The organism is Serratia nematodiphila DZ0503SBS1 (assembly GCF_000738675.1).
Taxonomy (GTDB): Bacteria; Pseudomonadota; Gammaproteobacteria; order Enterobacterales; family Enterobacteriaceae; genus Serratia; species Serratia nematodiphila.
Genome location: NZ_JPUX01000001.1, coordinates 1,368,089 through 1,382,907 on the forward strand (window position 1 = coordinate 1,368,089; position 14,819 = coordinate 1,382,907).

Here is a 14,819-nt window from a genome sequence, read left to right on the forward strand (position 1 = left end):
TTATGACAAAAAACGCGATTTTTGCCGCCAGGCAAAATGAACCCTGTCCGGAATGCGGGGCCGAGCTGGTGATCCGTAGCGGTCGCCACGGCCCTTTCCTCGGCTGTTCCCAGTACCCTGAATGCCAATATATTCGTCCGCTGAAAGCACAGGCCGATGGGCATGTCGTTAAGGTGTTGGATGGGCAACCGTGCCCGAAGTGTCAGGCGACGTTGGTGCTGCGCCAGGGGCGCTACGGCATGTTTATCGGCTGCAGCGATTATCCGCAGTGCGATCACACAGAAGTGATCGACAAGCCTGATGAAACCGCCATTACCTGTCCGCAGTGCGGCCAAGGCAAACTGCTGCAGCGCAAGTCGCGTTACGGCAAGGTTTTTCACTCCTGCGATCGTTACCCGGAATGCCAGTTCGCTCTCAACGTTAAACCCGTCGCTGGTGAATGCGCCTATTGCCATTATCCGCTGCTGATGGAAAAGCGCACGGCAAAAGGCCCCGTCCTGTGCTGTGCCAGCAAGCTGTGCGGAAAACCCGTCGCGACTACAGAATAATCACATCATGAATTCAGAATTAAGCCCGAACCTTTTATCTATCATCGATGCTTTGCATCAACAGCAGGTGATTGCGTATCCCACCGAAGCGGTATTCGGCCTGGGTTGCGATCCCGACAGCGAGCAGGCGGTCAATGCATTGCTGGCTCTGAAACAGCGGCCGTGGGAAAAGGGGCTGATTTTGATCGCCGCCGACTATGCGCAGCTTAAGCCTTATATTGACGACAGTACGCTCAGCGAACAGCAGCGCGCGACGATGTTCGCCAGCTGGCCTGGGCCGGTAACCTGGGTTTTGCCCGCTCGGCCGGAGACGCCGCGTTTGTTGACCGGACGTTTCAGTTCACTGGCGGTGCGCGTCAGCGATCATCCGCTGGTGCAGTTGCTGTGCCGGCAGTATGGCAAGCCGCTGGTGTCGACCAGCGCCAATCTCAGTGGGCTGGAACCGTGTCGCAGTGCGGATGAGGTCACACGGCAATTCGGCGAGGCTTTCCCGGTATTGGCCGGCAAGGTAGGCGGCCGTCTTAACCCTTCCGAAATCAGAGATGCTCTGACCGGCGAACAGATCCGTCAGGGCTAGAGGAAATGAGCATGGAGAAGTTTGCGGTATTTGGCAACCCTATCGGCCACAGCAAGTCGCCGCGAATTCATGCGCTATTCGCTGCCCAGACTGGCATAGAGCATCCTTATGGAACAGTGCTGGCGCCGCTGGACGGTTTTGAAACCAGCTTGCAGGCGTTTATCCGCGCCGGAGGGCAGGGGGCGAACGTCACGGTGCCTTTCAAGGAGCGAGCTTATTCGGCCGCCTCTGAACTGAGTGAGCGCGCGGCGATGGCCGGTGCGGTCAACACCCTGAAGGTATTGCCGAATGGCGGTCTATTGGGGGACAACACCGACGGCATCGGTTTGCTGACCGATCTGCAGCGTCAGCAATTGATCCGGCCGCAGGATCGCATTCTGCTGGTGGGTGCCGGCGGCGCGGCGCGCGGCGTGATCCTGCCGCTGCTGTCTTTCGGCTGCCGGCTCACGATCACCAACCGCACTTTCAGCCGGGCCCAAGAGTTGGCCGACGCTTTCCGGCATCTGGGGGAGATCTCGGCGGCGCCGATGGATCAACTGGATCAGCAAGCGTTCGATCTGGTGATCAATGCGACGGCGTCCGGTATCAGCGGGGAGATCCCGGCGTTGCCTGCAGGCGTGGTGAATGCGCAAACCCGTTGCTATGACATGTTCTATCAGCAAGGCGTTACGCCATTTCTGGCCTGGGCGCAGCAGCAGGGCGCAACGGAATACGCCGATGGGCTGGGTATGCTGGTGGGGCAGGCGGCGCATGCTTTCCTGCTGTGGCACGGAGTAATGCCAGAGATAGAACCAGTCTTGCGCCAGCTGCGCAGCGAGCTGGCGGCATAAATCCTACCCCGTTCTCTTTATAGGGAACGGGGTGCCTATCAGATGTCTTCCGACAGGTATTCATCTTTCCAGCGTACATAGTTGTTAGAAGAATAAAGCAATCCCTCCAACTCGGCGGCGGTCAACGGCCGAACCTGGCGTGCCGGGCTACCCATATAAAGATAGCCGCTGGCCAGGCGTTTGCCCGGCGCCACCAAACTGCCGGCGCCAATCATCACGTCGTCTTCTACAACTACGCCGTCCAACAGGATCGATCCCATCCCGACCAGCACCCGGTTGCCGATGGCGCAGCCGTGCAGCATCGCTTTATGGCCCACGGTAACGTCTTCGCCAATTAACAGGGGATAACCGTCGGGGTTATGTTCGGAGCGGTGAGTCACATGCAGCACGCTGCCGTCCTGAATATTGCTGCGTGCGCCGATCTTTACCGCATTGACGTCGCCGCGAATGGCGACCAGCGGCCAGATGCTGACGTCATCCGCCAGATCGACGTCGCCGATGACGACGCTGGAAGGATCGATCAAGACGCGCTGACCGAGTTTGGGGGTGTATTGAAGATAAGAACGTACTGCATCGGACATGGTGCTTGCCTCACGTCGGGATCATATTTACCGGCAATACTAGACCCTGGCGATGGAATTACAACCAATCGCAGCGCCGGATCCTGCGGAAAATGGCCCTGATCGCACAAGATCCACCCGGAAGGGCTGAAAAGTGTGCAAACAGAAAGAAAAGATCAAAAAAGGGGTTGTGCAAAAAACTCGGATCCCTATAATGCGCCTCCATCGACACGGCGCAAGTGATTCACTTCACACAGCGGCCGGGAAGAAAGAGAAAAAATCCTGAAAATTAGGGTTGACTCTGAAAGAGGAAAGCGTAATATACGCCACCTCGAGTTAGCAAGCGAAAGCGCCTAACTCACTGCTCTTTAACAATTTATCAGACAATCTGTGTGGGCACTCCACAAGACGATATCCAGCATCTTCGGATGCAAAAAAATATCAAGTCTTGAAGAGTGACTAACTGAAGTAAAATTCATGCAGTAAATCTTTGAGCATCGCTTCTCGAGTGGAAGCACATCAAGCTTTTAATTGAAGAGTTTGATCATGGCTCAGATTGAACGCTGGCGGCAGGCTTAACACATGCAAGTCGAGCGGTAGCACAGGGGAGCTTGCTCCCCGGGTGACGAGCGGCGGACGGGTGAGTAATGTCTGGGAAACTGCCTGATGGAGGGGGATAACTACTGGAAACGGTAGCTAATACCGCATAACGTCGCAAGACCAAAGAGGGGGACCTTCGGGCCTCTTGCCATCAGATGTGCCCAGATGGGATTAGCTAGTAGGTGGGGTAATGGCTCACCTAGGCGACGATCCCTAGCTGGTCTGAGAGGATGACCAGCCACACTGGAACTGAGACACGGTCCAGACTCCTACGGGAGGCAGCAGTGGGGAATATTGCACAATGGGCGCAAGCCTGATGCAGCCATGCCGCGTGTGTGAAGAAGGCCTTCGGGTTGTAAAGCACTTTCAGCGAGGAGGAAGGTGGTGAACTTAATACGTTCATCAATTGACGTTACTCGCAGAAGAAGCACCGGCTAACTCCGTGCCAGCAGCCGCGGTAATACGGAGGGTGCAAGCGTTAATCGGAATTACTGGGCGTAAAGCGCACGCAGGCGGTTTGTTAAGTCAGATGTGAAATCCCCGGCTCAACCTGGGAACTGCATTTGAAACTGGCAAGCTAGAGTCTCGTAGAGGGGGGTAGAATTCCAGGTGTAGCGGTGAAATGCGTAGAGATCTGGAGGAATACCGGTGGCGAAGGCGGCCCCCTGGACGAAGACTGACGCTCAGGTGCGAAAGCGTGGGGAGCAAACAGGATTAGATACCCTGGTAGTCCACGCTGTAAACGATGTCGATTTGGAGGTTGTGCCCTTGAGGCGTGGCTTCCGGAGCTAACGCGTTAAATCGACCGCCTGGGGAGTACGGCCGCAAGGTTAAAACTCAAATGAATTGACGGGGGCCCGCACAAGCGGTGGAGCATGTGGTTTAATTCGATGCAACGCGAAGAACCTTACCTACTCTTGACATCCAGAGAACTTTCCAGAGATGGATTGGTGCCTTCGGGAACTCTGAGACAGGTGCTGCATGGCTGTCGTCAGCTCGTGTTGTGAAATGTTGGGTTAAGTCCCGCAACGAGCGCAACCCTTATCCTTTGTTGCCAGCGGTTCGGCCGGGAACTCAAAGGAGACTGCCAGTGATAAACTGGAGGAAGGTGGGGATGACGTCAAGTCATCATGGCCCTTACGAGTAGGGCTACACACGTGCTACAATGGCGTATACAAAGAGAAGCGACCTCGCGAGAGCAAGCGGACCTCATAAAGTACGTCGTAGTCCGGATTGGAGTCTGCAACTCGACTCCATGAAGTCGGAATCGCTAGTAATCGTAGATCAGAATGCTACGGTGAATACGTTCCCGGGCCTTGTACACACCGCCCGTCACACCATGGGAGTGGGTTGCAAAAGAAGTAGGTAGCTTAACCTTCGGGAGGGCGCTTACCACTTTGTGATTCATGACTGGGGTGAAGTCGTAACAAGGTAACCGTAGGGGAACCTGCGGTTGGATCACCTCCTTACCTAAAGATATTGCTTCGAGTGGCGTGCTCACACAGATTGTCTGATGAAAAAGTAACGAGCAAAAGCGTCATAAAAGTACGGTGTCGTGTCCCCTTCGTCTAGAGGCCTAGGACACCGCCCTTTCACGGCGGTAACAGGGGTTCGAATCCCCTAGGGGACGCCAAGCTTCCGACCCACCCGGTGAAAGCGGCGGTCCAAAGTATCTGACGATACACCATATCTTAAAGATGACTTCCGAGTCATGTTTAAGATATTGCTCTTTAACAATCTGGAACAAGCTGAAAATTGAAACATGACGGCTGAAATTTATCCCTCCGTAGAAGTTCTGGGATAAAGAGTAACCTGTCATAGAGTCTCTCAAATGTTTGCAGCGCGAACGATGGAAACATCTTCGGGTTGTGAGGTTAAGTGACTAAGCGTACACGGTGGATGCCTAGGCAGTCAGAGGCGATGAAGGGCGTGCTAATCTGCGAAAAGCGTCGGTAAGGTGATATGAACCGTTATAACCGGCGATACCCGAATGGGGAAACCCAGTGTGTTTCGACACACTATCATGTCATGAATACATAGTGGCATGAGGCGAACCGGGGGAACTGAAACATCTAAGTACCCCGAGGAAAAGAAATCAACCGAGATTCCCCCAGTAGCGGCGAGCGAACGGGGAGGAGCCCAGAACCTGAATCGGCTTGTGTGTTAGTGGAAGCGTCTGGAAAGTCGCGCAGCAAAGGGTGATAGCCCCGTACACTAAAATGCACAGGTCGTGAGTTCGATGAGTAGGGCGGGACACGTGACATCCTGTCTGAATATGGGGGGACCATCCTCCAAGGCTAAATACTCCTGACTGACCGATAGTGAACCAGTACCGTGAGGGAAAGGCGAAAAGAACCCCGGCGAGGGGAGTGAAATAGAACCTGAAACCGTGTACGTACAAGCAGTGGGAGCACCTTCGTGGTGTGACTGCGTACCTTTTGTATAATGGGTCAGCGACTTATATTTTGTAGCAAGGTTAACCGTATAGGGGAGCCGTAGGGAAACCGAGTCTTAACTGGGCGACTAGTTGCAAGGTATAGACCCGAAACCCGGTGATCTAGCCATGGGCAGGTTGAAGGTTGGGTAACACTAACTGGAGGACCGAACCGACTAATGTTGAAAAATTAGCGGATGACTTGTGGCTGGGGGTGAAAGGCCAATCAAACCGGGAGATAGCTGGTTCTCCCCGAAAGCTATTTAGGTAGCGCCTCGTGAACTCATCTTCGGGGGTAGAGCACTGTTTCGGCTAGGGGGCCATCCCGGCTTACCAAACCGATGCAAACTCCGAATACCGAAGAATGTTATCACGGGAGACACACGGCGGGTGCTAACGTCCGTCGTGAAGAGGGAAACAACCCAGACCGCCAGCTAAGGTCCCAAAGTCATGGTTAAGTGGGAAACGATGTGGGAAGGCATAGACAGCCAGGATGTTGGCTTAGAAGCAGCCATCATTTAAAGAAAGCGTAATAGCTCACTGGTCGAGTCGGCCTGCGCGGAAGATGTAACGGGGCTAAACCATGCACCGAAGCTGCGGCAGCGACGCTTAGGCGTTGTTGGGTAGGGGAGCGTTCTGTAAGCCGTTGAAGGTGGCCTGTGAGGGTTGCTGGAGGTATCAGAAGTGCGAATGCTGACATAAGTAACGATAAAGCGGGTGAAAAGCCCGCTCGCCGGAAGACCAAGGGTTCCTGTCCAACGTTAATCGGGGCAGGGTGAGTCGACCCCTAAGGCGAGGCTGAAAAGCGTAGTCGATGGGAAACAGGTTAATATTCCTGTACTTGGTGTTACTGCGAAGGGGGGACGGAGAAGGCTAGGCTAGCCGGGCGACGGTTGTCCCGGTTTAAGCGTGTAGGGGGTGTGACCTGGTAAATCCGGTTGCATGTTAACCCTGAGGCGTGATGACGATGCACTACGGTGCAGAAGTAGTTGATGCCCTGCTTCCAGGAAAATCCTCTAAGCTCCAGGTAACATTAAATCGTACCCCAAACCGACACAGGTGGTCAGGTAGAGAATACCAAGGCGCTTGAGAGAACTCGGGTGAAGGAACTAGGCAAAATGGTGCCGTAACTTCGGGAGAAGGCACGCTGGCATGTAGGTGAAGTCCCTTGCGGATGGAGCTGAAGCCAGTCGAAGATACCAGCTGGCTGCAACTGTTTAATAAAAACACAGCACTGTGCAAACACGAAAGTGGACGTATACGGTGTGACGCCTGCCCGGTGCTGGAAGGTTAATTGATGGGGTCAGCCGCAAGGCGAAGCTCTTGATCGAAGCCCCAGTAAACGGCGGCCGTAACTATAACGGTCCTAAGGTAGCGAAATTCCTTGTCGGGTAAGTTCCGACCTGCACGAATGGCGTAATGATGGCCAGGCTGTCTCCACCCGAGACTCAGTGAAATTGAACTCGCTGTGAAGATGCAGTGTACCCGCGGCAAGACGGAAAGACCCCGTGAACCTTTACTATAGCTTGACACTGAACATTGAGCCTTGATGTGTAGGATAGGTGGGAGGCTTTGAAGCGTGGACGCCAGTCTGCGTGGAGCCATCCTTGAAATACCACCCTTTAATGTTTGATGTTCTAACTCGGCCCCATAATCTGGGGTGAGGACAGTGTCTGGTGGGTAGTTTGACTGGGGCGGTCTCCTCCCAAAGAGTAACGGAGGAGCACGAAGGTTAGCTAATCACGGTCGGACATCGTGAGGTTAGTGCAAAGGCATAAGCTAGCTTGACTGCGAGAGTGACGGCTCGAGCAGGTACGAAAGTAGGTCTTAGTGATCCGGTGGTTCTGAATGGAAGGGCCATCGCTCAACGGATAAAAGGTACTCCGGGGATAACAGGCTGATACCGCCCAAGAGTTCATATCGACGGCGGTGTTTGGCACCTCGATGTCGGCTCATCACATCCTGGGGCTGAAGTAGGTCCCAAGGGTATGGCTGTTCGCCATTTAAAGTGGTACGCGAGCTGGGTTTAGAACGTCGTGAGACAGTTCGGTCCCTATCTGCCGTGGGCGTTGGAAGATTGAGAGGGGTTGCTCCTAGTACGAGAGGACCGGAGTGAACGCACCACTGGTGTTCGGGTTGTCATGCCAATGGCATTGCCCGGTAGCTAAGTGCGGAAAAGATAAGCGCTGAAAGCATCTAAGCGCGAAACTTGCCTCAAGATGAGTCTTCCCTGGGCCTTTAAGGCCCCTGAAGGAACGTTTAAGACTAAGACGTTGATAGGCTGGGTGTGTAAGTGCAGCGATGCATTGAGCTAACCAGTACTAATGATCCGTGAGGCTTAACCTTACAACACCGAAGGTGTTTTTAGAGAGATTTTCAGCGAAGTTCCGAGATTGGTTCTGATGGCAACACGAGAGTGAAGCGGTTGGAATGAAACAGAATTTGCCTGGCGGCAATAGCGCGGTGGTCCCACCTGACCCCATGCCGAACTCAGAAGTGAAACGCCGTAGCGCCGATGGTAGTGTGGGGTCTCCCCATGCGAGAGTAGGACACTGCCAGGCATCAAATTAAGCGTGCTGATATGGCTCAGTTGGTAGAGCGCACCCTTGGTAAGGGTGAGGTCCCCAGTTCGACTCTGGGTATCAGCACCACTTTATTTAAAGTGGGTTTAGAAGTTCGGCAGAAAAAAGAATTTGCTTGGCGGCAATAGCGCGGTGGTCCCACCTGACCCCATGCCGAACTCAGAAGTGAAACGCCGTAGCGCCGATGGTAGTGTGGGGTCTCCCCATGCGAGAGTAGGACACTGCCAAGCATCAAATAAAACAACAAGCCTCATGCGAAAGCATGGGGCTTTTTGTTTTGTCTGTTATTTGGTGTTCTGCTCGAGCATGGGCATGCGAAAGGCCCGTCGGGAACGGGCCTTAACGCCGCTTGCGGCGGCCCCGCAGGGGAGAGTCTCAGGATGAGACGAATACTGTAGGACACTGCCAAGCATCAAATAAGCCAAGAGGCCATCCGAAAGGATGGCCTTTTTGCTTTTCATCCGCTTTACTCCCTCTGCTTATATCCCGGCGCAGGCCGCGCAATGAAACATTTTCACCTTTCCGTTGAATGCTCGACAGAGACGAAAAAAAACGCTATCTTCGGGCATCTAGAAGTCTAAACGTATAAATGGATGTGTGAGGGTTAAGCAATGCCGATTCGTGTTCCTGATGAGTTACCTGCGGTCAATTTCTTGCGCGGTGAGAATGTCTTCGTGATGACATCCTCGCGGGCAAAAACACAGGAAATCAGGCCACTGAAAGTGCTGATCCTCAACCTGATGCCAAAGAAGATCGAAACGGAAAACCAGTTTCTGCGTCTGTTGTCCAACTCGCCGCTGCAGATTGATATCCAGCTGTTGCGCATCGACAGCCGCGAATCGAAGAACACGCCGGCCGAGCATCTGAACAACTTCTACTGCGACTTCGAGGATATCCAGAATGAGAACTTCGATGGCCTGATCGTCACCGGTGCGCCGCTGGGGCTGGTTGATTTCTGCGATGTTGCCTACTGGCCGCAGATCGAACGGGTCATTGACTGGGCCAAAAACCATGTCACCTCTACGCTGTTCGTGTGCTGGGCAGTACAAGCGGCGTTGAACATCCTGTACGGCATTCCCAAGATGACGCGCGAAGTGAAGCTCTCCGGCGTTTATCCGCACCAAACGCTGCAGCAGCATGCGTTGCTGACGCGCGGCTTCGACGAAAGCTTCCTGGCGCCGCATTCACGTTATGCCGATTTCCCGACCGAGGTGATTCGCCAATATACCGACCTGGATATTCTGGCCGAATCCGAGCAGGCCGGTGCCTATCTGTTCGCCAGCAGGGATAAGCGCCTGGCGTTTGTCACCGGCCATCCTGAGTATGATGCACTGACCCTGGCCGGGGAGTATTGTCGCGACAACGAAGCTGGCCTCGATCCTGCCGTACCGCTCAACTACTTCCCCGATGACAACCCCGCACTGACACCGAAAGCCACCTGGCGCAGCCATGGCCACCTGCTGTTTTCCAATTGGCTCAACTATTACGTCTACCAGATCACGCCTTACGATCTGCGCCATATGAATCCGACTCTCGACTGATCTTTTCTCCCTGCCGGCGGCTGAATCGAGGCCGCCGCGCTGTTGATCCTCTGCACGATCCCCTTTTTACCGGTCACTTTCCCCAAAAAACCATTGGCCAACAACACGTTAGCCTATCTTTGCGATTCTATTGGAACCGGTTTCCTTACCTGTTGTTTATGTTATTTGTTCTAACTAATTGATAATAAAGTGTTAATAAAATATTTAACAATAAAATGGAAATGGTTTTTGATTTTTGTTTTTTGTTGAGTATTCTTAGAGCTATCGGGATGAGATCTGACCAGTTTAGGATCGTTTCATCCGCCCTGATCCACAGTGATTTCTGATGAAAATGCGCCGGTCGCTCGGGCGCAATGATGGGAAGGAGCAAGGTCATGACGCAACAGATAGCAGGCACGGAGTTAAGGTTTACCCAGGGTTTCGCCGCTGCGGAGCGGCAGGTATTAACGGATGAAGCAGTTGAATTCCTGGCGGAACTGGTGGCGAAATTCACGCCGCGGCGCAATGAGCTGCTGGCGGCGCGTGCCCGCTGGCAGCAAAATATCGATCGCGGCGAGCTGCCTGGATTTATTTCGGAAACCAATTCCATTCGTGAAGGCGACTGGCAGATCCGCGGCATCCCGCAAGACTTGCGCGATCGCCGGGTCGAGATCACCGGGCCGGTAGAACGCAAGATGGTGATCAATGCGTTGAACGCCAACGTAAAAGTATTTATGGCGGACTTCGAAGACTCCCTGGCGCCAAGCTGGGACAAAGTCATCGACGGTCAAATCAACCTGCACGATGCGGTTAACGGCACCATCTCCTACACCAACGAAGCCGGCAAGATCTACCAGCTGAAACCGAATCCGGCGGTGTTGATCGCTCGCGTGCGCGGCTTGCACCTGCCGGAGAAACACGTCTTGTGGCGTGATGAAGCCATCCCCGGCGGCCTGTTCGATTTCGCGCTGTACTTCTACCACAACTATCGTCAGCTGTTGGCCAAGGGCAGCGGCCCGTATTTCTACCTGCCGAAAACCCAGTCCTGGGAGGAAGCGGCCTGGTGGAGCGATGTCTTCAGCTTTACCGAGGATCGTTTCGATCTGCCACGTGGCACCATCAAGGCGACCGTGCTGATCGAAACCCTGCCGGCGGTGTTCCAGATGGACGAGATCCTCTATCACCTGCGCGATCACATCGTCGGCCTGAACTGCGGCCGCTGGGATTACATCTTCAGCTACATCAAAACGCTGAAGAACCACGGGGATCGTGTGCTGCCGGATCGTCAGTCGGTGACCATGGAGAAACCTTTCCTCAGCGCCTATTCACGTCTGTTGATCAAAACCTGTCATAAGCGCGGCGCCTTCGCCATGGGCGGCATGGCGGCGTTTATCCCGAGCAAAGACGCTGAGAAAAACGCCTGGGTGCTGAACAAGGTGCGGGCGGACAAAGAGCTGGAGGCCAACAATGGCCACGACGGCACCTGGGTGGCGCACCCGGGGCTGGCGGACACGGTGATGGAGGTGTTCGGCAAGGCATTGGGCGATCGCCAGAATCAGCTGGACGTGATGCGTGAGCAGGATGCGCCAATCAGCGCCGCGCAGCTGTTGGAACCATGCGACGGCGAACGCACCGAAGCGGGGATGCGCGCCAATATCCGCGTGGCGGTGCAGTACATCGAAGCCTGGATCTCCGGCAACGGCTGTGTGCCTATCTATGGGTTGATGGAAGATGCCGCGACGGCGGAGATCTCCCGTACCTCTATCTGGCAGTGGATCCACCACGAGAAGAGCCTGAACGACGGGCGCCCGGTCACCAAGGCGCTGTTCCGCCAGATGTTGCAAGAAGAGATGTTGGTGGTGCGTGAAGAAGTAGGGGAAGCGCGCTTTAACGCCGGCCGGTTCGAAGAGGCGGCGCGACTGATGGAGCGCATCACCACGCAAGATGAATTAATCGATTTCCTGACGTTGCCCGGCTATGAGCTGCTGGCCTGAACTTTCCCAATCAACCCTACATGACTGAAAGGATAAAAATTATGTCTACCTCTCGCTCTCAACAGATCCAGCAGCTGGAACAGGAATGGAAATCGGCCCGTTGGGAAGGCATCACCCGCCCTTACAGCGCCGAAGACGTGATCAACCTGCGCGGTTCGGTCAACCCGGAATGCACCCTGGCGCAAAACGGCGCCGCCAAACTGTGGGCGTTGCTGAACGGCAAGGCGCGCAAAGGCTACGTGAACTGCCTGGGCGCGCTGACCGGCGGCCAGGCGCTGCAGCAGGCTAAAGCCGGCGTCGAGGCTATCTACCTGTCCGGCTGGCAGGTGGCGGCCGACGCCAACAGCGCGGCGGCCATGTACCCTGACCAGTCGTTGTATCCGGTGGACTCGGTGCCGAAGGTGGTCGAGCGCATCAACAACACCTTCCGCCGCGCCGATCAGATCCAGTGGGCGAACCAGATTGAGCCGGGCAGCAAAGGCTACACCGATTACTTCCTGCCGATCGTCGCCGATGCGGAAGCCGGCTTCGGCGGCGTGCTGAACGCCTTCGAGCTGATGAAAGCGATGATCACCGCCGGCGCCGCCGGGGTGCACTTCGAAGACCAGTTGGCGGCGGTGAAGAAATGCGGTCATATGGGCGGCAAAGTACTGGTGCCGACACAGGAAGCGATCCAGAAGCTGGTCGCCGCTCGCCTGGCGGCCGACGTGCTCGGCGTGCCGACGCTGGTGATCGCCCGTACCGACGCCGATGCGGCCGACCTGCTGACGTCCGATTGCGATCCGTATGACAGCGCCTTCGTCACCGGCGAGCGCACGGCGGAAGGCTTCTTCCGCACCCATGCAGGCGTCGAGCAGGCGATCAGCCGCGGCCTGGCCTATGCCCCTTACGCCGATATGGTGTGGTGCGAAACCTCAACGCCGGATCTGGATGCTGCCCAGCGCTTCGCCGACGCCATTCACGCCAAATACCCGGGCAAGCTGCTGGCCTACAACTGCTCGCCGTCGTTCAACTGGAAGAAGAACCTCGACGATCAGACCATCGCGCGCTTCCAGCAGGCGCTGTCGGACATGGGCTACAAGTATCAGTTCATCACGCTGGCGGGCATCCACAGCATGTGGTTCAACATGTTCGACCTGGCGCACGCCTATGCGCAGGGCGAGGGCATGAAACACTACGTAGAGAAGGTGCAGCAGGCGGAGTTCGCCGCGGTGGATCGCGGTTACACCTTTGCGTCGCACCAGCAGGAGGTGGGCACCGGCTACTTCGACAAGGTCACCACCATCATTCAGGGCGGCGCCTCTTCGGTCACCGCGCTGACCGGTTCGACGGAAGAACAGCAGTTCTGATGCGGCAAGCTTGAAGACGTTTCACCCGGAGCCTGCATGCGCAGGCTTCTTTTTCTGGCGGGGGTAAGGATGGCGGCAAAACTGGAGTTGTTGATCGCACAGACGATCCTGCAGGGCTTCGATGCGCAGTATGGCCGCTTTCTGGAGGTGACCGCCGGCGCGCAGCAGCGCTTCGAGCAGGCGGACTGGCCGGCGGTGCAGCAGGCGATGAAAAAGCGCATCCATCTGTATGACCATCACGTCGGCCTGGTGGTGGAGCAGCTCAAATGCATCACCGGGCAGAAATATTTCGACGCCGACTTCCCCAGCCGGGTCAAAGCGGTTTATATCGATCTGCTGCCGGACTACCCGCGTTTCGAGATAGCCGAAAGCTTTTTTAACTCGGTCTACTGCCGGCTGTTCAAGCATCGCGATCTGACGCCGGACAAGCTGTTCGTGTTCAGTTCGCAACCGGAACGGCGCTTTCGCGACATTCCGCGTCCGCTGGCGCGCGATTTCACCTCCAATGGCGATCTGCCGGCGATGCTGCGCAGCGTGCTGAGCGATCTGCCGCTGCGGTTGCCGTGGGAAGATTTGACGCGCGATATTCGCTATATCACCCAGGCGCTGCAGCGCGCCTTCAGTCCGCAGCAACTGGCGGGGGCCACCTTTCAGATCGCCAACGAACTGTTCTATCGCAACAAGGCCGCCTGGCTGGTCGGCAAGCTGCGCCTGGCTGACGGCGTTTATCCGTTCTTGCTGCCGATCCACCACAGCGAGTCGGGCGCGCTGTTTATCGATGCCTGCCTGACCGGTAAGGCTGAGGCCAGCATCGTCTTCGGCTTCGCCCGTTCTTATTTCATGGTCTACGCGCCGCTGCCGGCGGCGATGGTCGAGTGGCTGCGCGAGATCCTGCCGGGCAAGACCACCGCCGAGCTGTACATGGCGATCGGCTGCCAGAAGCACGGCAAAACTGAATGCTACCGCGAATACCTGACCTTTATGGCGCAGTCGCAGGAGCAGTTCATCATCGCGCCGGGGGTGAAGGGCATGGTGATGCTGGTGTTTACCCTGCCGTCCTTCGATCGGGTGTTTAAAGTGATCAAGGACGAATTCGCCCCGCAAAAAGAGGTGACGCAGGCGCAGGTGATGGCTTGCTATCAGCTGGTGAAAGAGCACGATCGCGTCGGGCGTATGGCGGATACCCAGGAGTACGAAAATTTCGTCGTCGACAAGGCGCGCCTCAGCCCGGAACTGTTGGCGGAGCTGCGGCGCGAAGTGCCGGGCAAACTGGAAGATCTCGGCGATCGCATTGTGATTAAGCACCTGTATATGGAACGGCGCATGACGCCGCTGAATCTGTATCTGGAGCAGGCCAACGACCAGCAGATGCGCGATGCGATTGAAGAGTACGGCAACGCGATCAAGCAGTTAGCCGCCGCCAATATCTTCCCCGGCGACATGCTGTTCAAGAACTTTGGCGTGACGCGCCACGGGCGGGTGGTGTTCTATGACTACGACGAGATTTGCTACATGACCGAGGTCAACTTCCGCGATATCCCGCCGCCGCGTTATCCGGAAGATGAGTTGGCCAGCGAGCCGTGGTACAGCATCGCGCCCAACGACGTGTTCCCGGAAGAGTTCCGCCACTTTCTGTGCGGCGATCGGCGCATTCGGCAGGTGTTTGAAGAGCTGCACAGCGATCTGTTTACCGCGGAGTATTGGCGCGGGTTGCAGCAGCGCATCCGCGAAGGGCATGTGGAAGACGTATTTGCTTATCGCAAGAAGCAGCGGTTCAGCCAGCGCAGCGGGGCGGCGCTGCCGGCCGCCACCGCTGCGATGTAAA

Annotated in this window: 8 protein-coding genes, 2 tRNA genes and 4 rRNA genes; 13 read left to right on the forward strand and 1 reads right to left on the reverse strand. The window is 55.9% G+C overall.

The genetic code is table 11. The features are described 5' to 3' along the window. The first annotated feature begins 2 nt into the window (after positions 1-2). From JL05_RS06280 to aroE, 3 genes are read left to right on the forward strand one after another with little or no spacing between them, the layout of a single operon-like run. Complete coding sequence (locus tag JL05_RS06280; protein WP_033631947.1) at positions 3-548, forward strand: DNA topoisomerase family protein; 546 nt, start codon at positions 3-5, stop codon at positions 546-548. Between the two features lie 7 nt (positions 549-555). After that, a complete protein-coding gene (gene tsaC, locus JL05_RS06285) occupies positions 556-1,125 on the forward strand; it encodes an L-threonylcarbamoyladenylate synthase type 1 TsaC (protein ID WP_016930312.1) in 570 nt (189 codons plus the stop codon). Between the two features lie 11 nt (positions 1,126-1,136). Further along, positions 1,137-1,955 carry a shikimate dehydrogenase gene (gene aroE, locus JL05_RS06290; RefSeq protein ID WP_033631948.1) on the forward strand — a complete coding sequence of 273 codons (819 nt, stop codon included), beginning with the start codon at positions 1,137-1,139 and terminating at the stop codon, positions 1,953-1,955. Between the two features lie 38 nt (positions 1,956-1,993). Here aroE and JL05_RS06295 read toward each other — a convergent pair whose 3' ends face one another. Further along, positions 1,994-2,536, reverse strand: coding sequence for a gamma carbonic anhydrase family protein (locus JL05_RS06295; protein WP_004929699.1), 543 nt, complete (start codon positions 2,534-2,536; stop codon positions 1,994-1,996). A 507-nt stretch (positions 2,537-3,043) separates the two neighbouring features. Here JL05_RS06295 and JL05_RS06300 point away from each other — a divergent pair. The 10 genes from JL05_RS06300 to aceK all read left to right on the forward strand — a co-directional run bounded on the left by JL05_RS06300 (position 3,044) and on the right by aceK (position 14,818). Continuing rightward, positions 3,044-4,584, forward strand: a 16S ribosomal RNA gene (locus JL05_RS06300). An 88-nt stretch (positions 4,585-4,672) separates the two neighbouring features. Beyond that, a tRNA-Glu gene (locus tag JL05_RS06305) sits at positions 4,673-4,748 on the forward strand. Between the two features lie 239 nt (positions 4,749-4,987). Next, positions 4,988-7,895: ribosomal RNA gene (locus JL05_RS06310) — 23S ribosomal RNA — on the forward strand. A gap of 99 nt (positions 7,896-7,994) precedes the next feature. After that, a 5S ribosomal RNA gene (gene rrf, locus JL05_RS06315) occupies positions 7,995-8,110 on the forward strand. Positions 8,111-8,124: 14 nt separating this feature from the next. Beyond that, positions 8,125-8,200: transfer RNA gene (locus tag JL05_RS06320), tRNA-Thr, on the forward strand. Positions 8,201-8,245: 45 nt separating this feature from the next. After that, positions 8,246-8,361: ribosomal RNA gene (gene rrf, locus JL05_RS06325) — 5S ribosomal RNA — on the forward strand. Together the 16S, 23S and 5S rRNA genes with 2 tRNA genes alongside form the textbook arrangement of a ribosomal RNA operon. Positions 8,362-8,742: 381 nt before the next feature. After that, positions 8,743-9,672, forward strand: a complete 930-nt coding sequence (metA, locus tag JL05_RS06330; RefSeq protein WP_004936623.1) for a homoserine O-acetyltransferase MetA — start codon at positions 8,743-8,745, stop codon at positions 9,670-9,672. 374 nt (positions 9,673-10,046) lie between these two features. Further along, complete coding sequence (gene aceB, locus JL05_RS06335) at positions 10,047-11,645, forward strand: malate synthase A (RefSeq protein ID WP_033631949.1); 1,599 nt, start codon at positions 10,047-10,049, stop codon at positions 11,643-11,645. A gap of 41 nt (positions 11,646-11,686) precedes the next feature. Further along, the gene (gene aceA, locus JL05_RS06340; RefSeq protein ID WP_004936630.1) at positions 11,687-12,994 is read left to right on the forward strand and encodes an isocitrate lyase; all 1,308 of its coding nucleotides are present in this window, start codon (positions 11,687-11,689) and stop codon (positions 12,992-12,994) included. A gap of 69 nt (positions 12,995-13,063) precedes the next feature. Continuing rightward, a complete protein-coding gene (gene aceK, locus JL05_RS06345) occupies positions 13,064-14,818 on the forward strand; it encodes a bifunctional isocitrate dehydrogenase kinase/phosphatase (RefSeq protein ID WP_033631950.1) in 1,755 nt (584 codons plus the stop codon). The last annotated feature ends 1 nt before the right edge of the window (position 14,819 follow it).